A 20774-nucleotide genomic window follows, 5' to 3' on the forward strand; every position below is an offset into this window, starting at 1 on the left:
GCCGGGTTACTCCGGTTGCCATGAGCGCCAACGATTTTTCGCTGCGATCGCTGATCCGCCCTGAGGCTGCCGAGCCCGCCTTCGTGTTCACGGCACACCGGTCTCGCACGCGGAATTCTCTGCGAGGGTGGAGCAGGCCGCCGCCTGGCTTGCCGCGCAAGGCATCGGCAAAGGCGATGTCGTTGCGGTCTGGCTGGTCAACCGGGTCGAATGGATCGCGCTGCTGTTCGCGGCCGCCCGCCTCGGCGCAATCGTCGCCGCCGTCAATACGCGCTACCGCAGCGCGGAGGTCGCGCATCTGCTCAAGGTCTCCGGCGCGAAGCTGATGGTGGTCGAGGCCGCGTTCCGCTCGATCGATTTCGCCGCCATCCTTGCCGACATTGCCAAGGACGATGTCCCCGCGCTGCAACAGCTTGCCGTGGTCGGCGCAGACAGGATTCCCGCGCAGTGGCCGTGCGTGCCCTTCGATGCCTTCGACACCGTCCATCCGCCCACCCCGCCGGCTCAAGACGACGTCGATCTGCCGGTCCTGCTCTACACCACATCGGGCACGACCAAGGGACCAAAGCTCGTTGCGCATTCGCAGCGGACACTAACGAGCCACGCCGTCTCCGTTGCCAATGCGCTCCAGCTTTCGCCGCAGCGTCATTCGCTGCTGGCCATGCTGCCGTTCTGCGGCACGTTTGGCATGACGAGCCTGCTCGGCTTCATCGCCGCGGGCGCGACCATCCATGTGCTCGATGCCTTCGAAGCGGCACCGGCGCTGAAGATTCTCAGCGAGCACCGGATCACGCACTCGTTCGGGTCCGACGAAATGTTCCGCCGCATCCTCGCGCTGACCGATGCGCCGCAGCCGTTCCCGCATCTCGAAATCTGCGGCTTCGCCGCGTTCCAGCCCGGCTGGCGCGAGCTGGCCGCGGAGGCCGAGGCGCGCGGCATGAAGCTGTTCGGCCTCTACGGCTCGAGCGAGGTGCAGGCGCTGTTCTCGATCGCCCGCGTCAGCGACGCCTTCGCCGACCGCATCGAAGGCGGCGGCTGGCCGATGTCGCCTGCCGCAAAAGTGCGCGTCCGCGACACCGAGACCGGCGAGCTTGCCGCCCACGGCGTCTCCGGCGAGATTGAGATCAGCGCGCCCTCGCGCTTCCTCGGCTATTTCAACAATCCCGAGGCTACGGGCGATGCGATCACCACCGACGGCTTCTTCCGCACCGGCGATATCGGCCGGCTGCGCGGCGATGGCGCCTTCGTCTACGAGACCCGCGCGGGCGACGCGATGCGGCTCGGCGGCTTTCTCGTTGCCCCCGGCGAGATCGAGGACGAGCTCAAATCCTGTCCAGGCGTGGCGGATGCCCAGGTGGTCGCGGTCGACCTGAAGGGCCAGGCGCGCTGCGTCGCCTTCGTGATTGCGGCTGCGGAGCCGCCGCAGCAGGAGGCGTTGACGGCGCGCCTGCGCGAGCGGCTCGCCGGCTACAAGGTGCCGGCGCGGATCTATCTTGTCGACGCCTTCCCGGTCACCGACAGCGCCAATGGCGTGAAGATCCAGCGTGCGCGGCTTCGTGCCATGGCGATGGAGCGGATCGCGGCCGAATAGGCCGGCGAGAAGCCTCCACACAACGCGCTGTCATGCCCCGCGTAAGCGGGGCATCCAGTATTCCAGAGACAGTGTTGATAGGACCAGGAGGCCGCGGCGTACTGGATTCCCCGCCTTCGCGGGGAATGACACTGAGTGTATTGGCCTACTTCAGATAGTTCGCAAGATTGATGCTCAGGATCTTGCCGAGTGCGGAATAGGAAGCCGTGAGCTGGGTCTGGTAAGTCGACAGTTGCGCCGTGAGTGCGGCGACGTCGACGCCGGTGAGGTCGTTCGACAGCGTCTCGGCATAGCTCTTGTAGTCGGCCTGGCGCGAGCTCGCGGTCTCGATCGAGGACGCCGAGCTCGACAGCTTGGCCTGCACAGCAGCGGTGTCGTCGAGCGCCGTGCTGGCGAGATCCAGCGCGCTGGTGATATCCGAGGACGACAGCGTGGTGCTGTTCGCCACGAATTTCAGCACGCGCATCACCTCCTCGAACGCCGAATTATCGGCCGTGACGCCGTATGACACGGTTTCGTCGGAGCCGACCCGCACCGAGGCGATCTCGTCGTCGCCATCGTAGTAGCTGGTATCGGTCGTGGTTAGCGAGCCGCTGCCGGACGAAAAGCTTGTGAGATCGACCGGCGCCGTCTCCGTCTTGCCGCCGGCAAAGACGTACTGGCCGTCATATTGCGTGTTCATCAGCGAGCCCATCTGCTCCAGCATCTGCTGGGCCGAGCTAATCACCGAATTCACCTCGGTCGAGCTTCCCGTCGATGCGGCGCTGAGCTGAGAACGCAGCTGGGTGAGGATGTCGGTCACCGAGCCGACGGCCGAATACATCACCTGCACCTTGCTGTCGGCGAGCGTCGCGGCATCGATATAGGACTGCGCGCGCGTCACCGAGACCTGGAGGTTGACGACATGCTGCGAATCCGAGCCATAGCCGCCGAAATCGGTCGAGACGACGCCCGAGGATTCCTGTATCTGCTTGCTCGCCATGACCGACTCGACGCGCATCGCGTCGGCGATCATCCTGTTCGACTGCGCGAAGGTAGCCACCCGCATCGCGACCATAGGCGTGCCCTCTTAGGTCGATTGCACGGCGGTGAGCAGCGCCGAGTACATGGAGTTGATGGCCTGGATCAGCGCCGAGGCCGCCGAATATTTGTTCTGAAGCGTGCTCAGATTGGCCGATTCCTCGTCGAGGTTGACGCCGGACTGCGACGACAGCGAGTTCGCATAGGTCGACTGCGCGGTCTCCTTGGCGGTGTAGTCGGTGGATGCCTGCGAGGCCTTGCTCGAGACGTCGGCGACGACTGCCGAGGCGTAATCGGCAAGAGAGCCAGTGCTGGCAGCAAGACCGCCGGTGGCGGAAAACGTCCGGGACGCCGTCAACGCGTCATAGAAAGCGTTGACCACCGTCGCCGAGCCCGACGACAGCACCGAGCTGCCGACCGTGAGGCTCGACGAGGAGTCCAGCGTCGCAAGCTGGAGCTCGTTGATGCCGGACAGGATCTTGCTGTTGACCGCGATATCGGACGCGCTGGTTCCGGTGACGAGGTCGTTGAGGCCGAAATACTCGGAAAATCCTTCGCTCGCACTTCCCACCGAGCTCGTCATCTCGTTGATGGCGACGCCATTGCCCGAGCCGGTTGCCGTGATCGCGAGATGGCCGTCGGCGTCGACCGATGCGGATAGGCCGGAGATGCCGTTGATGGCGCTGACGAGATCGCCGACCGTGGAATAGGACGACAGGTCGAGATCACCATAGGAGACCAGATTGCCGCTCTGGTCGGTGACGGCGATGCGTACCGTTCCGGTGGCGGAGAGCGCGGTGCTGCTGGTGACGCTGGTGGTTCCGGTCAGGCTGGTCGGCGCCGGCACGGAGGACGCGCCGTTCGAGACGCTATTCACCGCGGAGGACAGTTGCTGCGCGAGCTGATCCAGCTGCGACTGCGCGTCCGGCAGCGTGTCGTCGCGGAGCGTGATGAGCGCGCCGATGTCGCCGCCTGATATCTGCGACGTGATATCGACCCCGTTCACCGTGATCGCGCTGAAACCGCTCGATGACGAACCGGCGGTGTAGGTCGTCGACGCGGTCACGTTCGACGCCGCAGTATAGCTGATGGTGTGCGCGGACGAGTCGACCAGGGCTTGGCCGGACGTGGTGTAGATCTGGAGATCGCCGTTGGACGCCGTGAAATAGTTGATGTTCATCTTGGAGGCGAGGTCCTGCAGCGCCGTGTTGCGCTGGTCCTCCAGGTCCGCGGTCGACTGGCCGGTCGCCGCGGTCTGCTTGATCTGGGCGTTGAGGTCCGCGATCTGCTGCAGATCCGTGTTGACGTCGTCGATCGAGGAAGCGATGTCCTGGTCGGCGTCGGAACGGAGCTTCTGGATCCCGCTCGAGGTCTCCCGCAGCTGGCTTGCGACGTCGTCGAGCGCGCTGATGACGTTGGATTGCAGCGAGGCACTGCTCGGCGTGCTCGCCAGCGAGGACAGCGCCGATTCCAGCGAGGCGATGCTGTTGGCCAGCGACGTTCCGGACGACGAATCGTCGCTGCTGCTGACCGAGCCATAGAGCTTCTCGAGCGAGGTCAGATAGGTGTTGGTGGTGTCAGCCGAGCCGAGAGCGGAATCGGCGGAGACCAGCGACTTGAGCAGCAGCTTGTCGACCGTCGAGGTGATGCCCGTCACCGTGACGCCGGTGCCGACACCGTTGGTGACGCTGCTCGACTGGCTCGCGGTCTTCTTGGTGTAACCCGTCGTGTCGGCGTTCGAGATGTTCGACGACGTCACGCTGATCTGCACGGACGCTGCCGACAGCCCGCTGAAGGCGATCGATCGTGCGATATCGAGCGACATGGCGGGCCCCTCGAACCGTCAGGCGCTGCGGCTGGTGCCGCTGGAGACGGCGCGGGCGGCGGCAACGCGACCGGACGCACCATAGGGCGACACCGCCGCGATCTGCTCGCGGATCGCCTGCATGACGGCCTCGATCCGGCGGTTGCTGGCCTCGATCGCCGCGCGCAGCCGCACCAGATTCTCGTCCATTGCCATGCGCAGCTTCAGGATCCGCTCCATCAGTTGCTCGCGCAAGACACGATCCCTGACGGTCAGGCTGGTCGTCCCCGCCGCACACTCGGCAACGGTCCGCTCAAAGATCTCCGCCAGCCGGTTCTTCTCGTCGACCTGTTTCAGGCGCGAGGCCGGCAGGCCCTTGGCGAGCTCGGCGTTCTCCTCCGCGACCAGCGCGGTGAGCGTCTCGATCAGCGTGATCAGCGACTTGATCCTGATATCGCCATTCGCGGCGTTCGTCATCTTGGCTTGAGCTGCACTCATGGTCGTCGCCTTCTTCTAGTTGTGCCGTTTGCCGCGCTGGACTTGCGAGTTGCGCAGATAAGCGCCGATCGCGGTGGTCCTGACGGTCGCCTGCCGCATCTCGCCTTCGACTTCGGCGCGCCTTTCCAACAGGCCGCGACGGGTCGTCTCGATGTCGTCGATCAGCGCGAGCAATTGCTTGCGGTCGCTGCCCTTGGCGCTGGCTGCTCGAACCAACAGCCGCCGCAGTCGGCGCAACAGCGCCTCTCCCGCAGCCTTGGCTTCTTCGCCGCGCATCGCTCACCTCATCGCCGAGATCAGGGTGTCGTACATCTTGTTGACGGTGGAGATGACCTGGGACGCGGCGGAATAGGCCTGCTGCGCCGAGATCATGCTCGAGAACTGGCTCGAGGTGTCGGTGGTCGAGGATTCCAGCTCGCTGCCGTAGATGGTGCCCGCACCGTTCTCGCCGGAGGCCTGCAATGCGGCGTTGCCCGATGCCACGGTCGCCGAGTAAAGACCGTCGCTCGCGGCCGCAAGTCCGTTGGGATCGGCAAATGTCGCTACGGCGATCTTGTAGATCGCGATCGTTTCGCCGTTGGAATAGGTGGCGTCGACCACGCCGTTCTTGCCGATCGAGATACTGGACAACTTGCCGTAGGACAGGCCGTCGGAGTCGATGCTGGTGACGTTGACGGAGGGCGTGGTCTCGCCCGAGGCATATTGCGTCAGGCCGTCGGTGCCTCCGGCGGTGCCGAGGTCCATGGTGACGGTGCTGTCGGCAGCACCATCGGTCCAGCCCGTGATCGAGACCGTCGCCGGATCGGGACTGGTGCTCGCAAGCGAGCCGTCGCTGTTGAAGGTGATGTCGATCGTGCCCGAGGCCGTGCCGGTCGCGGTCGTGGTGTCCGAGGTCGAGGTCGGATTGGCGAAGCTCGCGCTCCAGGCGTTGGTGCCGGTCTTGGTCCAGGTGATCTGCATCGTATTCGCGGCGCCCAGCGAATCGTAGACCGTCATCGAGCTGGTATAGGTGTCGCCGGTGGCGGCATCGGACGGCAGATTGGCCGCGATCGTGGTCTTGGTCGTGGCGCTGCCGCTGGTCGAGGCGACCTGGGTGTTGATGGCCTCCAGGTTGCTGGCGGACTCGCTGCCGACGACATTGCCGTCCGCATCGGTGCGCCAACCCTCGAGGTAACTGCCGTTGTTCTCGAGATAACCGGCATTGTTGATCGTGAAGGCGCCGTTGCGGGTGTAGGACGTGATGCCGCCGGTCGTGGCGCTGGTCACCACGAAGAAGCCCGAGCCCTGGATCGCGACGTCGGTGGCATTGGAGGTCGCGGCGAGCAGGCCCTGCTGGGTGATGTTGGAGCGGCCCGAGACGGTGACGCCGCCCGATGCGTAGGAGGTGGTGTTGCTCGAAGCCGTCACGAGTGCGTCGAACATCGCCGACGTCGTCTTGTAGCCGGTCGTATCGGAGTTGGCGATGTTGTCGCTGATCATCGACAGGGACTGGCTCTGGGCGCTGAGCGCCGAGATCGCCGAGGACAATGCACCGGTGAGACTCATGGTGAAACTCCGAGAAAATCAGAACGTGAGATCAGGACGTGACGCCGAGGATGTTGGCGGCGCTGATCGCGACACCGCTCACCGTGAGCGAGGGCGTGGAAGTCGAGGTGTCGATGCCGGTCACCGTTCCGCTGACGGTCGTGTAGTTGAGGACCGAGGTGCCAGCGGAGTTCGTCGCGGTCACCGAGATGGTGTACTGGCCGCCGTCCGCGAGCTGATTGCCGCTGGAGTCCTTGCCGTCCCAGGTGAAGCTGTTGGAGCCGGAATTGCCCGTGCCGGTGCCGGTGTAGACGACATTGCCGGAGGAGTCCGAGATGCTGATCGAGACGTTGGAGGCGGCCGAGGACAGCGAGTAGCCGTAGGTCGCCGAGCCGTTGCTCAAGGTCGACGTGTCGCCCTTCGCCTCGACGGTGTGGCCGATATAGTTCACCGAGTTGAGCGTCACGAGGCTCGAGAACGAGCTCGCCAGCGACGACATGTTGGAGTTGATCGACTGCTGCTGGGTGAAATTCGCATAGGAGGTGAGCTGATTGATGAAGTCCGTGGTCGACGTCGCGTTCAACGGATCCTGGTTCTGAAGCTCGCTGACGAGCAGGCTGAGGAAATCGCTCGAGGTGAGTGACGAACTCGACGACGTGCTCGATGACGACGACGTCGTGGTCGCGGTCGTTGCTGAACTCGTGGCGGAAACGGTCATCAGAAAACTCCACTTTCTCGCGCCGCCGGCGATCAGGTGTCGCTTGGCTGCGCTTGAAATCTGTGTGCTGATGAAACGCGTGGGCGCGCGGTTTCAGGCGAGGATTCGCGCGCGCGAAAAGCCGCTTTCGACACGGCAAAATCTGCCGCGTGCGAGGGAAGTCAGTTTGATGTGTTGTAGCGATCGAGCCGCACGTTCTCGCCTCGGTCAGAGCAAAGCAACCGGATCTGAGCTGCGTGTTGGAGACGTTGACCTTCCACAAGCGTCATGGCCGGGCTTGACCCGGCCATCCACGACTTGCCGCACGGCACGAAGAACGTGGATGCCCGGGACAAGCCCGGGCATGACGACCTCTCGTGATCAGTAAGCTATTTGCTGCCGCAACCGCGAAGTTGTCAAAAGAGAATTCAGCGGAAGCCGTTCAGCTCTCCGCCGTCTCGCCTTCCTTGCGCGGCTCGGCGGGGTCGCTCTTCATTTTTGCAGCAGCGGCGACGATGCGGTCGGCGAGGCCCTTGGGCGCGCGGACCGGGGGCGCAGCGAGCGCCTGGCGCAAGGTGCGCGCCTCTTCGAGCAGGGCTTGCGCGGCGGACGATCGCGCCAGCAGCTCCTGGGCGGGCAGGCGTCGATCATCCGGCCAGAGCGCGAGATCCTCGCCCAGCCGATCGATCAGTTCCTCAAACTCGGTGACGTCCATCGCCCGCCGATCCCGCCTCGGTCAGGCCCGTCATAAAGCATTGTAGGCGCGGCGGAAACCGGATTTCAGCGGTCTTCCGCGCCAAAACGCCCGCGGCGCTACGGAAAGCGGCCAAAACGGCGGTCGTGTCGATCGCGGGGACGCATGCGGGATCGGCGAGCCGGGCCTCGTCAGCCCTTGTGGGCCGAATCGGCCGGCGCGGCCTTGCCGCCCCGCACCGTCGCGTCGACGTGCTCCCAGGCCTCCTTCAGCTCGGTCAGCCCAGCGATGATGCGCCGAAAGCTCTCGCGCGCATGCGGCCGGCCGAACGCCTTGAGGCTCGCCAGGATCATTGCATTGTAGGTCTGGAACAGCCGTTCCGCCACGGCGCCGCCCCTGGTGAAATCCAGATTGTGGCTGAGCCCGCGCAAAATCGCGGTCGCCTTCATCAGATACTCATGCCCCTCCTCGAAGCGACGCGCTTCCTGCGCGGCCAGCGACTTCTGGAGGAAGGTAACGGCGCCACCGAGCAGCATCGAGATCGCCTTGAGCGGCGGCACGCTGGTCGCGGCTCCCCGATAGGCCTGGTTGGCCATGTACGCCATCGGATTATGCATCATCAATCACTCGAGCTGGAGTTGAGCAGGGCCTTGAGATAGTTGAGCGTGTTGTTCGCGCTCTCGATCGCGGCCTGATAGCTTGCATATTGGGTCTGGAGCTGCGTCTGGTAGGCGGACGCCGCGCTCTCGATGTCGTCCACCTTCTGCTGGAGCTCGTTGTCGCGATCCGTCAGGTTGGTGATCATTGTCTGCAATGCGCCCGAGCTCGACGAGTAGTTCTTGGAGATCTGATAGAGCTGGGTGGCGATGCCCGAGGTCGAGGTTACCGTGATCGACTGCGAGGTCGATCCCGAATAGGTGAAGGCCATGCCGGCATAAGCCGTTCCGGCCGCGCCGATGATCGTCGTGCCGCTGACCGTGAACAGCGAGGAATCGCCGCCGACCGATGCCGAGGACAGATTGCCGTCGGCATCAACCGTGACGTCGAGCGTGAAGGATTGCGGCGAGGTTCCGGTGTTGACGACGGTGAGCTGGCTCGACGACGTCTTGGTCTGCGCCGACAATAGCGTCGTGACGCCGCTCAAGTTCGTGCTGAGGATCTCCGACAGCGTCGAGGTGTCGAGCTCGAGCTCGTTCTTCTCGTTGAAGGACAGGCCGACATCGGCCATGGTGAGGCCGCCCACCGTGCTGTTGAGGGCGTTCTGGAGCGCATCCATGATGTCGCGCATGGTGCCGTCGCCGAACAGCACCGCGCTCGAATCCGCAGTGCCGTCCGAGCTGGTCGCCTGTTGCGCGATCACCGCATCGCGAAAGGTGTTGTAATTGGTGACGAAGGTCTCGACCGCGGACTCGATCTGGCTGGTGTCAGGCTCGATGCTGATGTTCACCGTGGCACCATCAGGCGTAGCCTGGAGCAGGTTGAACGTCACGCCGGTGAGCACGTCGGTGATGTCGTTGGTGTCGCGGGTCATCGAGATCCCGTCGAGCGTGAATTCGGCCGCCTGCGAGGTCTGGAGCACGTCGGCGAAGGCGCCCGTGCTGTCGGTGACACCCAGTTTGTTCAGAATGTCGTCGCCCGACGTGCTGGAATAGGTGATGTCGGCGGCATCCTCGGTGCCCGTCAGCACCATCTCATACGACCCGCTCGAGACCTGGACGATCGACGCCTGGACGTTGGTGGTGGAGGTCTGCGCGTTGATGCTGTCGACGATGTCCTGAAGCGACATCGTGCTGTCGACGGTGATGTCGGCTGTCGTCCCGCCCTCGAGCCCGATCGAGAACGTGCCGGAATAGCCGAGCTCGTCCGTCTGGCTCGACTGCGAGGTGCCGACCACCTTCTGCGCAGTCGCGACCTGGCTGATCGTCAATGTATGGTCGCCGGTTGCCGCGCCATTGCTGACCGACATGGACAGCGCGGATGACGCGCTCACGTCGCCGGTGGAGCTCAGCGTGGCCGCGCGGGTGGCGAAGACGTTGGTGGCCAGTGAGTTGACGACGGCGGTCGCGAGCGAGGACAGTCCGCTCGACAGCGTCGAGAGATCGGTCTGAAGCGTCTGATAGGCCGAGATCTTGGCTTCGTTGTTGGTGATCGTCGTCGAGATCGTGGTCGCCTGGGTGAGCTTGGCATTCACCGCCGCGGTGATCAGCGCGCTCCAGTCGATGCTGGTCGATGTGCTGGTGCCGGTCGTGGTCACCGAGGACGCGCTCGACGTGCTCGAGCTCGTGGTCGACGTGCTGCTGGTGCTCGAACTGACGCTGGTCACTTTGCTGGCCGCTCCATCCCAGGGAGAACCGGGCCGGCATCAAGCCGGCCCGGCATGACGGTCGTTTGCGCCTCACGCCTCAGCCGAGGAGCTTGAGCAGGTACTGCGGCATCTGGTTCGCCGCGGATTCGGCCGACACCGCAGCCTGGGTCTTCACCTCGGCGGACGACAGCTTGGCCTGCTCGGCCGCGATGTCGACGTCCTTGATGGCCGAATTGGCGGCCTGCAGGTTCTGGGTCTGGGTCGAGATCGAGTCGGACGAGAAGTTGAAGCGCGATTCCTGCGCACCGATGCTGGCGCGGGCGGCGGAGACCGTGTCGATCGCAGTATCGAGCGCGGTCAGCGCCGAGGTCGCGTCCGACAGCGAGCTGACGTCGAGCGAGGAGACGCCGAGCGAGGACGCGGTCAGGCTCGTCAGGGTGATGGTGATGGTGTCGGAGCCGGACGAGCCGACCAGCACGGAGACGCCCGAGGAGAACACGCTCGTGCCATCCAGGAGACTCTGGCTGGAATAACGCGTGCCGCTCGCGATCGAATCGATTTCGCTGGTGAGCTGCGTGAATTCCGAGTTGATGTAGGCGCGGCTCGAATCGGTCGTGGTGCCCGACGCGGACTCCGAGGCCAGCGACTTCATGCGCGCCAGGATGTCGGAGATGTTGGAGGCGCCGCCGTCGGCGGTCTGGAGGATCGCGGTCGCCTGCGAGGCGTTGGTCGCAGCCTGCTGCAGCGTGGTGACGTCCGAAGAGATGCGGGTGGAAATCGCAAGGCCGGCGGCGTCGTCGGAGGCCGACGTGATACGCGAACCGCTCGACAGCTTCGAGAGCGAGCTGCTCTCCTGTGCGGAGTTGATGTTGAGGTAGCGGACCGCGGAGTTCGCGGCGGTGTTGGTGTTGATTGCAGGCATTGCAAGCTCCTGTGCTGATGGGCATGGCGTGCCGCATCGTTGAAGACGATTGACGACGCAGACCGCAGCCCCGTCCGTTCGCTCAAACGGCGGAGCGCAAAGAGATCAGGCGCGAAAATTTTCGCGGGGCCAAATTTTATGGTTAGCAGTCGGTAAACGCGGTGCGGATGTCGCGCTCGTGCTTGCGCAGCAATTGGCGCAGCTGCTGGCGGCCGCGCTTGAGCAGCGACTCGACTGCGGCCACCGTGGTGTCCATCACCTGCGCGATCTCGCCGTTGCTCATGTTCTCGTGGTACGAGAAGATGACGGCGAGGCGCTGCTGCTCGGGCAGGCGCTGCATCGCGACTTCCAGCATGTCGTTCAGCTCGTTGCGCTCGATGATCTCGACGGCGCCCGGCTGGCCGTCGGCGACTTCGGGCACGGTCTCGACATTCTCGTTGCGCGGCTTGCGGCGCAGGTCGATGCAGCGATTGGAGATGACGCGGTAGAGCCAGGTCGAGAATTTGGCGCGGCCGTGCTGCCAGCGGCCGCGATGGCTCCAGATCTTGAGCATGGTGTCCTGCACCACGTCTTCGGCATCGGCCGCATTGCCGACGATGCGCAGCGCGATCGCATAGGCACGGTCGATGTGACGCTCGACCAGCATGCGAAACGCCGCTTCGTCGTCGGCAGCGAGCCTGTCGAGGAGTTCGCTGTCTTCATCGAAGACGATCTCGGCGGTCACGGGCGCGCTGTCGGGTGCGAGCGGCACCGACGGCATCACCGGCACGATCGCATCGGCCGGCACCGTCGCCGTGATCTCGGCCTCGGCGGGAGCCCAGACATCAGCAGCGTAACTCATCCCGCAACCTCCAACCCGCAATGCCGGCGGCGCACATGCCACACGGCTTCCAGGCGTTGAACGCGGCGACAAAACAATCCAGGCGGAGAATTTTTGTTATTTTTCAAGATGTTAGTCGGTCGTTTTTGCCGAGTATCGGGCAATAATTGCCGAGCGCGCGATCACCTCGCGCGTCACACCTGCAATCATCACATCGTCTCGCGCCATGGCGGATCATCCATCCTGAACAGATGCAGTGGAGAGAAAACGCTGACATTACGCGGCACTAGGTGATCGAACGCGGCATGCGCGAAGCGCGTGAAGCAGCGATTGTTTCCGAGTGTGAATGAACGCGAGACGACTTCCGCACCCGGCAATTTTTTCCGAATCACCTTTTTCGAACCTAGCGATTTTTTTGAATCTGTCAGTTGCGACGAGCGCGATTTTGAATCGCGCGTGAACTTTTTTCGCATCGAGAGCGCCTGAATCCCCACATGCGCGCGTTAATCGTCCTGGTGGACGGGGATTTTCGGCATGACGATCGCAACGGCCGGTGCGGAGCGCCGCGCGAAAATTGTTTCTGCTTGGTCGTTCGATGTTTTCGATACATTTCTATTGCGCGCCTGCGCGACGCCGGATGGCGTATTTGAAAGGACTTACGAGCTATCCGGCATTTCAAGAATTTGTCCGAATGTTTCCGCGAGTTTCGTTCAGCACCGAATCCAGGCCGAATCGCGCGCACGCAGAACTGCGAGGGAGAAGCGCGGCAGCGGCGAAGTCCATATCGGCGAGATCTATTCCTTCTTTCCGTTCAGGCTGTTCGGTCTCGCGCGCAGCGATCTGAACGACCTCGTCGAATCGGAGTTCGCCGCCGAGCTCGAGCTCTGCCGCGCCAATCCGGACATGCTTCGGCAATATCTGGACATGAAGCGCGCCGGACACTGCGTCGGATTCATCTCCGACACCTATTGGGATTCCGGTCGGCTGGCGCGCTTGCTGCGGGCCTGCCATCCCGGATTGACATGGGACTTCCTCTACGCGTCCTGCGATCATGGCAGCAGCAAGAGCGAGACGCTGTTCGCGACATATCTGTCGGAGCAAGGTGTCGACGCTGGCTCCTCCTTTCACGTCGGCGACAACGAGAAGGCCGACATCAGGGGCGCGAAGCGCCACGGCATCCGCCCCCGCTACTATCCGCAAGCGACCGCGCAACTGGCTTCCAGGTTTCAGCGCGAGGGCGCGCTGTTCGAGCTGTTATGCGCTAGCGCACCGTCGCGGCTCGATCACGGCGCGCGAACGCTGCGCCGCATGGTCGCGGCCCGCAGCGCCGAGAAATCCCCCGCTTTCCGCCTCGGATTGACCGTGCTCGGCCCGGTCATGGCGGCCTTCGACGCCTTCATCGCGAGGCGCTGCGAAGAGGTCTCCGGTCCGGGCCGCAAGGTCGCGCTCGGCTTCCTCGGCCGCGACGGCTTTCTGCCGCACCGGATCTGGCAGGAGCTGCACGACACGCGTTCGGCCTATCTCGAGATCAACCGCCGCGTCAGCCTGATCGCCTCCGCCGACACGATCCAGCCGCTGGTCAATCTCCTTAGCAAAGTCCTCAAGATCGACGCACCGACCTTCCAGGACATGATGAAGATGATGCCGCCGAAGGTCGCCCTCTTCTTCGCCGGCTTCCCCGATGGAATTGCCACAGGCGAAGCGCTGGCCGAGGCGCTGCCGGAGCTGATCGATCCGGCGGAGATCGTCGAACTCGCCGCTGGCTTGCGCGCCCGGCTGCTCGCCTATCTCCGCCATGCCATTCCCGGCTTCGACGACTGTACCGATCTCGTGCTCGCCGATCTCGGCTATTCCGGCAGCGTGCAGAAGGCGCTGCGCCGTATCTTCGACATCGAAGGCCTCGGCATCCGCGTTCACGGCGCCTATCTGATGTCGCTCGACGACGCCTTCGACGACATCGCCGAGGACGACAGCGCGGCAGGATTCATCTCCGACCTCGTGGTCACCCCTCACGTCAAGCGCATGCTGATCCGCAATGTCGCGCTGCTGGAGCAGATCTGCTGCTCGGCCGACGGTTCGGTGCGCGACTATGACGGCGACCGGGTGCTGCGCGAGATCAATCCGCGGCCCGCGAGCCAGATCGCACTGGCCGGCGAGATCCAGTCCGGCGCCCTCGCCTTCGCCGGCAGCGCCGGAAAGGTGGCGCGCGAGTTTCGTCTCAGCCCCTATGCCACGCCCGACATCGCCGCGCGCTGGTGCGCGGCGACGCTGGCGCGCCTGTTGCTGTTACCCGACGAGGACGAGCTGGCGCTGCTCGGCGGATTGAAGCACGACGTCAATCTCGGCACGCATGCGCTGGCGCCGATGCTGGACGGCGATTTCATTCGCCGGCAGATCACCGCGCGCGGCCTCTCTGCCGCCTGCACGTCGGCCGCGCCGCCGATGTGGCTGGCCGGCAGCTTTGCATTGATGTCGCCGTCTCACGCCTATCTCTATACGCTGTTTGGCGCCAACCGCCTGCCGGCCGACGTCTTTGAAGAGAGCCCCGGCGGCTCGGTTCAGGTCGGATTGTTCCGCGGCGGCGGCGAGGCGTCGCTGGAGACGGTGACCGTCCATCGCACCGGGCTCGGCGAATTGCGCATACGTATTCCGGTCTCGCGCGCGATGGGCATTGCCATGATCGCGCTGCCGCTGCCGAAATTCGCCGCCGAAGGCCTGCTGCACGGCGTGACCATCCAGACCGCCGACGACATCCGCGACGCCGCCAAGAGCCAGGACGTGATCGGCGTCGCGGCCGACAGCCTAGTCTATGCCGGGATCGAGCGGCGCGGCGATCATTATCGCGCCGAAAGCGAAGACGGCTGCCTGCTGATCCCCGTCGCCCCGATGGCCGAGGATGTCGCGATCTATTCCGTGGCGATCACTCCGCTCGGCGCCAGCCTCAAAAAGCGCGCCTGATCACACCGTCCCGACCGTTGAAGTCCAAGGGCTGGCACCAGGGGGCTTGGACTTGACGGACGGGACGCACGAAAACCTTGATCGGCTGCTGCAATCGGGCGGCATCAAGCTCGGCCGGGCCCAGCGCGATCGCCTCGACTGGCTGGTCGACCAGTACGGCGCCCCGACGCTCGACGGCGCCGGCGAGGCCAGGCGCAGCGGCGTCATCATCCTGAAGGAACCGCCGAGCGGCGCCGCGGCCGAGTTGTTCTACCGCTCGCTGACGCCCGGCTGCGCCGTCGTCATTCCCACCAGCGAAAACCCGGGTTTCGATTTCCTCAAGTCCAAGCTGACCGAGTTCGGCACCGTCGGCCCTGCGGCGCCGAAGGCCCGCACGAGCTGTGGTGGGGCGGTATCGGCTGGTCGAAATTTCTCACCGCTGCGGATGCGTCCACGGTCCGTCCGCGGATCGTCTCCTGCTATCCACGCGGCGGCGACGCGACCGCGGCCTTCGCCTTGCGGCACTCGCTCGAGCGCTTCGACCTCGCCTGCCATATCGAGCCGATCGAGACCGAGTTCGGCGACCGGGTGCTCTGCTTCGAGAAGGCCGAGTTCATGGTGCGGATGTGGAACAAGTACCGCGAGCCGCTGCTGTTCGTCGAAGCCGGCGCCGTGCTGCGCGAGGCGCCCCTGCTGCCGTCCTTCCTCGGCTGCGACGTCGCGCTCCATAAATGGAATCGCTGGGAGATGTCGGCGCGCACGCTCTATCTCGGCCGTACCGACCGTGCCGATACGCTGCTGCGCAGCTGGCAGCAGCTCGCCGCGTCGTACCCTGCGATCTGGGAAGGCTATCTGCTCGATCAGGCCTGGAGCCTGACCTCCTCGCAGGTTCCGCTCGACACCGTATGGCTGCCGCGATCCTATCACGCGCTGAAGGGCGACCTCGGCGCGACGCGCGCCACGATCCTGCACGGCGAGCAGACCACGACGCTGGACCTCGGCCCCGATCCCGGCTTCGCCGGCATCGCCCGCGCGGCCCGCCGCGCCGGACGCACCGGTCCCCGCGACGCCTTCATGGTGATGACCTCGAAGGCCGAGACCCGGCACCGGTATCGCCGTGATCCTGCGCGATGTCGCCGCCAGCGACGCCGGCGCGGTCGCCGCAACGGTGGAGGCCGTGACCTGTGCCTATGCCGCCGATTGCGGCGGCTATGGCCGCCTGGAGCTGTCGCTCTGCGCCTGGCAGGACGACGTCGGCGCCGCGCGCGAAGCCGCTGCCCTTGCGCGCTACCGCATCCTGGAGATCGCGCCGGGACAGCGCATCGCCAACGACTTCTTCGCATCCCATGCCGCCAATGAGGCGGTCATGACCGCACGCCATCTCTTTCCCTGACGGACATCACACGATGCTCAAGACCATCATCCTGCTCACCGATACCGTGCAACAGCAGCAGCCTCTCGCCAATCTGCTCCGCGAGCACAATCGCGACCTCGCCTTCTGCTCGGCGCTGCGCGCATCGGACCTCAGCGCGATCGATCCGGACGTGCTGAGCGAGGCGCGCCTGGTCTCCTTCGCCGCGGACGTCGCGGTGTCCGAAAAATTCCTGCTCCAGCTCGGCTATGGCGCCTACAAGTTCTACGCCGCGCCGACGCAATATCCGGGCCTGCCGACCGCGCACGACGAGAGCGAGGACGATCCGCGCTGCTACTCGGTGATCGCGCAGTCGATGACGATCTGGCCGGATTTCAAGAAGGTGGTTGGCCTGGAGACCGTGACGATTCCTGATGGCACCGTTCCAGCCGAGCGCGAGCGGCTGGTGTTCTCCCGCCTTGCGCATCTGTTCTGGCAAATGTCGCACATGATCGCCGGCGAAGCGACGGATCTCCCTGCCATCATCGGGTCCGGCGAGAGCGCGCGTCCGACGCTCGCGATGATGAACTGAGCTAGCGCGCAGACTTACGGAGCTGCGCCGACAGCGCATCGCGGTGCTCTGGCGCCGCGATCGCAATCATGCGGCGCGTGCGCTCGGCAAGCCCGCAGCCGCGCAGCTCCGCGATGCCCCATTCGGTGACGATGGCGTCGACATCGGCGCGCGGCGTCGTCACCGTCTCGACATTGGCGACGATGCGGCTGCTTCCGTCCGAGGCCGTCGCCGGCAGCGCGATGATCGCCCTGCCTCCGGGCGACGCATTGGCGCCGCGCACGAAATCGAGCTGCCCGCCGATTGCGCCGACCGCAACGCGGTTCAGCGTCTCGGAATTGACGCTGCCATCCAACCCGACTTGCAGCGCCGAGTTGATCGCGACCAGCCGGTTGATCCGCGCCAGCACATTCTGGCCGTGCGTATAGGATGTCGGCCGCACCGAAACCGCCTTGTTCTCGTGCACGAAGCCGTAGAGGCGCTTTGTACCAATCACCTGATTGGTGACCGTGATCCCGAGATCGATCCCCTTCTCCGCATTCGTCACCGCGCCGCGCTCGATCAGGTCGACGACCGCGTCGTTGATCAGGCCGGAATGGATGCCGATGTTGCGCGCATGCGACAGCGAGGAGAGGATCGCGTCCGGGATGCGTCCAACGCCGAACTGGAGCGTGCTGCCGTCGGCGATCAGGCTCGCGGCATGGGCGGCGATGCGCCGCGAGACATCATCCAGAGGCGGTGAAGCCAACTCAACCGGCGGGCGGCGCGCCGCTACGCGCACATGGATCGGCACGTCGGCCGGCCATTCCGCGCCAAGCGTGAAGGGCGCATCCGGATTGATCTCGGCGATGACGAGGCGCGCGCCGCGCGCGGCATCAATGACATAGTCGTTGGAGAGGCTGGCACTGAGCCGTCCCACGGACTCCGCAAGCTGCACCAGCACGACATCGGCCTTGTGGCGGCGCGCGGCGAAGTCGGCACAGAAGGCGCTGTAATTGCTCGGGATCACGTCGAGCCGCCCAGCCTTGGCAAGCCGCCGCGCATTGCCTATCACGCCATAGCTCTGGAACGACACATTCGCGCTTGCCGCGAAAAACGTTTCCGAGAATACCGGCCCGACCATCATCCGAAAGGGCGGCAGATCCGCCGCCTGCGCCATCAGCGCTTCGGTGAGGGTAGTGGGCTCGGCCGTCGCCTGCCCGCACGCGACGAGATCGTCCTCACGGATCAGGCCGGAGAAGTCGATCGGCGCGGAGAGCTCAGGCATTCCCTGCTCAGTCCATCGGGGTGAGGCGCGCGGAGGACTGGGCCAGCAGCGTGCGCAGCTCCGTCTTCACGATCTTGCCGTAGCTGTTCTTCGGTAGCTCACCGGCGAGGTAATAATGCTTCGGCCGCTTGAAGCGCGCGATCCAGGCGTTGCACATCTGATCGAGTTCGTCCCGTGTCACTGCGCTGCCTTCGGCCGGAACTACAATGGCCACGACCTCCTCGCCCCATTCCGGATGCGGTCGGCCGATCACGGAGACTTCGGCAACCGCCTCGTGCCGCAACAGCACCTCCTCGACCTCGCGCGGATAGATGTTGGTGCCGCCGGAAATGATGACGTCCTTGGAGCGGTCCTTCAGCGTGAGAAAGCCGTCGGCGTCGAAGGCGCCCATGTCGCCGGTATAGAGCCAGCCGTCGCGCAGCGTGTTCGCGGTCGCATCCGGGTTCTGCCAGTAGCCAGACATCACGGTATCGCCGCGCACGATGATCTCGCCGATCTCGTCAGGCGCGACGTCGCGCCCGGCTTCGTCCACGGTGCGAACCTGCACGACGCCTTGCGCGATGCCGACCGAAGCGAGGCGCTCCTCATGGCGCGGATGCCCGGCACCAACATGCATGGACTTCGGCAAATAGGTGATGGTCATCGGCGTCTCGCCCTGACCGTAGATCTGCGCCAGCTTCGGCCCGAACACCGCGAGTGCCGCCTTGCAATCGGCGACATACATGGGGCCACCGCCGTAGATGATGGTCTTCAGCCCTGGCGCGGTCGCACCTGCAGCTTCCGCTGCGACCGTCAGGCGCCGCACCATGGTCGGCGCGGCGAAGAAGGAGATGTTCTCGCGCTTCGCCGTCAGCCCCAGGATCTCGTCGGGCTCGAAGCGGCCGCTCTCCGGAATGATCTGCGCGCCCATGCCGAACACGTGCGGCACCATGTAGAGGCCCGAGCCGTGCGACATCGGCGCGGCATGCAGCAGCGCCTCGCCCGGGACCACCGGATTGATCTCGGCGAGATAGTTCAGCGACATCGCCAGCAGATTGCGATGGCTCAGCACCGCGCCCTTGGGCCGGCCGGTAGTTCCGCTCGTGTAGAAGATCCAGGCGGGATCGGTGATCGCAACGTCAGCAATGGCAATGCCGTCGGCCTTCTCCAGCGCGCGATGCTCCGCCGAGCCGATCTCGACGATGCGCGGCTTGGCCGCGCCGAGCGCCAGGGCTTCCGACGCGACACTCGCCATGTCCTCGGTGACGAAGACGACGGCAGCGCCCGAATTGTCGAGAATGAACGCGACCTCGCGCGGATGCAGCTTTGCGTTGATGGGAACGGCGACCAGCCCAGCGTGCCAGCAGGCATAGAGACAGGCGACATAGTCAGGCACGTTCTTCATCAAGAGCGCGACGCGATCGCCTCTGGCGAGGCTAAAGCGTTGCTGCAGCGATGCAGCCAGCGAGGCCACCGTCGTCGCGAGCCGGCCGTAGTCGGCGACCGGCGTCAGCCCTTTGAGCAACGCCGGTGCGGATGCGTCGGCCCTGGCGGCGCGCAGGAGATGGTGAGCGAGGTTCATGGCGATCCTCCAGCCCCTCAGCCTAGTACGACTTCGCCAACCCCAGCACCTTTTCCGCGATGAAGCTGAGCGCGAGCTGCGGGCTGACCGGCGCGATGCGCGGGATCAGCACCTCGCGCAAATAGCGTTCGACGTGGAATTCCTTGGCGTAACCAAAACCGCCATGAGTCATCACCGCCTGCTCGCAGGCATGATACCCGGCTTCGCCTGCGAAATATTTCGCGGCGTTCGCGCCGGCGCCGCAAGGCAAGCCCTTGTCGTATTGCCAGGCCGCCTGCATCACCATCAGCCAGGCTGCCTCCAGCTCGACCCAGTTCACCGCGAGCGGATGCTGGATGCCCTGGTTCTTGCCGATCGGACGATTGAACACCGTGCGCGTCTTGGCGTATTCGGTCGCGCGCGACAGCGCCAGCTTGCCGAGGCCGACGGCTTCCGCGGCGATCAGGATGCGCTCGGGGTTCATGCCTTCGAGGATGTACTGGAAACCCTTGCCCTCCTCGCCGATGCGGTCCTCCATCGGAATTTCAAAGTCCTCGAAGAAGAGCTCGTTGGAATCGACGATCTTGCGGCCCATCTTCTCGATCTCATGGACCTTGATCCTGCTGCGGTCGAAATCGGTATAGAACAGGCTGAGCCCGTGAGTCGGCGAACGCACATCCTCCAGCGGCGTGGTGCGTGCCAGCAGCAGGATCTTGTGCGCAACCTGCGCGGTCGAGATCCACACCTTCTGGCCGTTGACGATGTAGCGGTCGTTCTTGGCGACGGCACGCGTCTTGAGCTGGGTGGTGTTGAGGCCGGTGTTGGGCTCGGTGACGGCGAAACACGCCTTCTCGCGGCCCTCGACCATCGGCGGCAGCATGCGCTTGCGCTGCTCCTCGGTGCCGAACACGACGACGGGGTTGAGACCGAACACGTTGATATGCACCGCGGAGGCGCCGGACATGCCGGCGCCTGACTCCGCGATGGTGCGCATCATGATCGCTGCTTCGGTGATGCCGAGCCCGGAGCCGCCATATTCCTCCGGCACGCAGATGCCGAGCCAGCCGGCGTCCGCCAGCGCCTTGTGAAAATCGTGCGGGAAGCCGCCGTCGTGGTCCTTCTTCAGCCAGTAGGCATCGGGAAAGCCTTCGCAGATCTTTGCGATGGCATCGCGAATGGCTTCCTGCTGATCGGTGAGCGCGAAATCCATGTTCTTGATCTCCTTCTTGGGAG

At 64.8% G+C, this 20774-nt stretch carries 18 protein-coding genes and 2 pseudogenes; 5 read left to right on the forward strand and 15 right to left on the reverse strand.

From position 1 onward, the window contains the following. The first annotated feature begins 20 nt into the window (after positions 1-20). Positions 21-1591, forward strand: a pseudogene (locus tag FOM02_RS06720) (AMP-binding protein). A gap of 145 nt (positions 1592-1736) precedes the next feature. Here the strand turns inward: FOM02_RS06720 and FOM02_RS06725 are convergent. The 9 genes from FOM02_RS06725 to fliD form a co-directional block, all read right to left on the reverse strand. Then, complete coding sequence (locus tag FOM02_RS06725) at positions 1737-2648, reverse strand: flagellin (RefSeq protein ID WP_027560825.1); 912 nt, start codon at positions 2646-2648, stop codon at positions 1737-1739. A 12-nt stretch (positions 2649-2660) separates the two neighbouring features. Continuing rightward, positions 2661-4436: a flagellar hook-associated protein FlgK gene (gene flgK / locus FOM02_RS06730; RefSeq protein ID WP_027560826.1), complete on the reverse strand. Its 1776-nt coding sequence runs from the start codon at positions 4434-4436 to the stop codon at positions 2661-2663. Between the two features lie 18 nt (positions 4437-4454). Then, a complete protein-coding gene (locus FOM02_RS06735) occupies positions 4455-4913 on the reverse strand; it encodes a hypothetical protein (protein WP_035729275.1) in 459 nt (152 codons plus the stop codon). Between the two features lie 15 nt (positions 4914-4928). Beyond that, on the reverse strand, positions 4929-5189 hold the full coding sequence (locus tag FOM02_RS06740) for a hypothetical protein (RefSeq protein WP_027560828.1): 261 nt from the start codon (positions 5187-5189) through the stop codon (positions 4929-4931). Between the two features lie 3 nt (positions 5190-5192). Next, positions 5193-6458 (reverse strand): flagellar hook protein FlgE, encoded by a 1266-nt coding sequence (gene flgE, locus FOM02_RS06745; RefSeq protein WP_027560829.1) that lies wholly within the window; start codon positions 6456-6458, stop codon positions 5193-5195. Positions 6459-6489: 31 nt separating this feature from the next. Further along, a complete protein-coding gene (locus FOM02_RS06750) occupies positions 6490-7155 on the reverse strand; it encodes a flagellar hook assembly protein FlgD (protein WP_027560830.1) in 666 nt (221 codons plus the stop codon). Between the two features lie 421 nt (positions 7156-7576). Then, a complete protein-coding gene (locus tag FOM02_RS06755; protein WP_027560831.1) occupies positions 7577-7849 on the reverse strand; it encodes a hypothetical protein in 273 nt (90 codons plus the stop codon). A 170-nt stretch (positions 7850-8019) separates the two neighbouring features. Then, positions 8020-8448, reverse strand: a complete 429-nt coding sequence (fliS, locus tag FOM02_RS06760; protein ID WP_027560832.1) for a flagellar export chaperone FliS — start codon at positions 8446-8448, stop codon at positions 8020-8022. Next, positions 8448-10082: a flagellar filament capping protein FliD gene (gene fliD, locus FOM02_RS06765; protein WP_231164108.1), complete on the reverse strand. Its 1635-nt coding sequence runs from the start codon at positions 10080-10082 to the stop codon at positions 8448-8450. The genes fliS and fliD overlap by 1 nt, the downstream gene beginning before the upstream one ends. On the opposite strand from fliD, the gene FOM02_RS06770 reads away from it, so the two are divergent. Further along, positions 10003-10209, forward strand: a complete 207-nt coding sequence (locus tag FOM02_RS06770; protein ID WP_231164439.1) for a hypothetical protein — start codon at positions 10003-10005, stop codon at positions 10207-10209. The two genes, fliD and FOM02_RS06770, sit on opposite strands and share 80 nt — an antisense overlap. A 21-nt stretch (positions 10210-10230) precedes the next feature. Here FOM02_RS06770 and FOM02_RS06775 read toward each other — a convergent pair whose 3' ends face one another. From FOM02_RS06775 to FOM02_RS06785, 3 genes are all read right to left on the reverse strand, one after another. Beyond that, positions 10231-11055 (reverse strand): flagellin, encoded by an 825-nt coding sequence (locus FOM02_RS06775; protein WP_027560834.1) that lies wholly within the window; start codon positions 11053-11055, stop codon positions 10231-10233. A gap of 142 nt (positions 11056-11197) precedes the next feature. Further along, positions 11198-11896, reverse strand: a complete 699-nt coding sequence (locus FOM02_RS06780; RefSeq protein ID WP_027560835.1) for an RNA polymerase sigma factor — start codon at positions 11894-11896, stop codon at positions 11198-11200. A gap of 188 nt (positions 11897-12084) precedes the next feature. Further along, entirely contained in the window at positions 12085-12348 is a 264-nt protein-coding gene (locus tag FOM02_RS06785; RefSeq protein ID WP_156950829.1) for a hypothetical protein, read from the reverse strand. A 61-nt stretch (positions 12349-12409) separates the two neighbouring features. On the opposite strand from FOM02_RS06785, the gene FOM02_RS06790 reads away from it, so the two are divergent. The 3 genes and pseudogenes from FOM02_RS06790 (at position 12410) to FOM02_RS06800 (ending at position 16755) form a co-directional block, all read left to right on the forward strand. Beyond that, entirely contained in the window at positions 12410-14833 is a 2424-nt protein-coding gene (locus FOM02_RS06790) for an HAD family hydrolase (protein ID WP_265441510.1), read from the forward strand. A 52-nt stretch (positions 14834-14885) separates the two neighbouring features. Then, a pseudogene (locus FOM02_RS06795) lies at positions 14886-16205 on the forward strand (hypothetical protein). A gap of 13 nt (positions 16206-16218) precedes the next feature. Beyond that, positions 16219-16755 carry a hypothetical protein gene (locus FOM02_RS06800; protein ID WP_027560838.1) on the forward strand — a complete coding sequence of 179 codons (537 nt, stop codon included), beginning with the start codon at positions 16219-16221 and terminating at the stop codon, positions 16753-16755. Position 16756: 1 nt separating this feature from the next. Here the strand turns inward: FOM02_RS06800 and FOM02_RS06805 are convergent, their stop codons facing one another. From FOM02_RS06805 to FOM02_RS06815, 3 genes are read right to left on the reverse strand one after another with little or no spacing between them, the layout of a single operon-like run. Next, the gene (locus tag FOM02_RS06805; protein WP_027560839.1) at positions 16757-18001 is read right to left on the reverse strand and encodes an acetyl-CoA hydrolase/transferase family protein; all 1245 of its coding nucleotides are present in this window, start codon (positions 17999-18001) and stop codon (positions 16757-16759) included. A gap of 7 nt (positions 18002-18008) precedes the next feature. Beyond that, entirely contained in the window at positions 18009-19562 is a 1554-nt protein-coding gene (locus FOM02_RS06810; RefSeq protein WP_027560840.1) for an AMP-binding protein, read from the reverse strand. 22 nt (positions 19563-19584) lie between these two features. Then, entirely contained in the window at positions 19585-20751 is a 1167-nt protein-coding gene (locus tag FOM02_RS06815; RefSeq protein WP_027560841.1) for an acyl-CoA dehydrogenase family protein, read from the reverse strand. Positions 20752-20774: the final 23 nt, after the last annotated feature.

Origin of the sequence: Bradyrhizobium sp. SEMIA, assembly GCF_014844175.1 — a bacterium.
GTDB classification, from domain to species: Bacteria; Pseudomonadota; Alphaproteobacteria; order Rhizobiales; family Xanthobacteraceae; genus Bradyrhizobium; species Bradyrhizobium arachidis.

Coding starts and splice junctions, on each gene's coding strand:
- FOM02_RS06725 (WP_027560825.1), bottom strand. CDS start 2,648: ATGGTCGCGATGCGGGTGGCTACCTTCGCGCAGTCGAACAGGATGATC.
- flgK (WP_027560826.1), bottom strand. CDS start 4,436: ATGTCGCTCGATATCGCACGATCGATCGCCTTCAGCGGGCTGTCGGCA.
- FOM02_RS06735 (WP_035729275.1), bottom strand. CDS start 4,913: ATGAGTGCAGCTCAAGCCAAGATGACGAACGCCGCGAATGGCGATATC.
- FOM02_RS06740 (WP_027560828.1), bottom strand. CDS start 5,189: ATGCGCGGCGAAGAAGCCAAGGCTGCGGGAGAGGCGCTGTTGCGCCGA.
- flgE (WP_027560829.1), bottom strand. CDS start 6,458: ATGAGTCTCACCGGTGCATTGTCCTCGGCGATCTCGGCGCTCAGCGCC.
- FOM02_RS06750 (WP_027560830.1), bottom strand. CDS start 7,155: ATGACCGTTTCCGCCACGAGTTCAGCAACGACCGCGACCACGACGTCG.
- FOM02_RS06755 (WP_027560831.1), bottom strand. CDS start 7,849: ATGGACGTCACCGAGTTTGAGGAACTGATCGATCGGCTGGGCGAGGAT.
- fliS (WP_027560832.1), bottom strand. CDS start 8,448: ATGATGCATAATCCGATGGCGTACATGGCCAACCAGGCCTATCGGGGA.
- FOM02_RS06775 (WP_027560834.1), bottom strand. CDS start 11,055: ATGCCTGCAATCAACACCAACACCGCCGCGAACTCCGCGGTCCGCTAC.
- FOM02_RS06780 (WP_027560835.1), bottom strand. CDS start 11,896: ATGAGTTACGCTGCTGATGTCTGGGCTCCCGCCGAGGCCGAGATCACG.
- FOM02_RS06785 (WP_156950829.1), bottom strand. CDS start 12,348: ATGCGAAAAAAGTTCACGCGCGATTCAAAATCGCGCTCGTCGCAACTG.
- FOM02_RS06790 (WP_265441510.1), top strand. CDS start 12,410: ATGACGATCGCAACGGCCGGTGCGGAGCGCCGCGCGAAAATTGTTTCT.
- FOM02_RS06800 (WP_027560838.1), top strand. CDS start 16,219: ATGCTCAAGACCATCATCCTGCTCACCGATACCGTGCAACAGCAGCAG.
- FOM02_RS06805 (WP_027560839.1), bottom strand. CDS start 18,001: ATGCCTGAGCTCTCCGCGCCGATCGACTTCTCCGGCCTGATCCGTGAG.
- FOM02_RS06810 (WP_027560840.1), bottom strand. CDS start 19,562: ATGAACCTCGCTCACCATCTCCTGCGCGCCGCCAGGGCCGACGCATCC.
- FOM02_RS06815 (WP_027560841.1), bottom strand. CDS start 20,751: ATGGATTTCGCGCTCACCGATCAGCAGGAAGCCATTCGCGATGCCATC.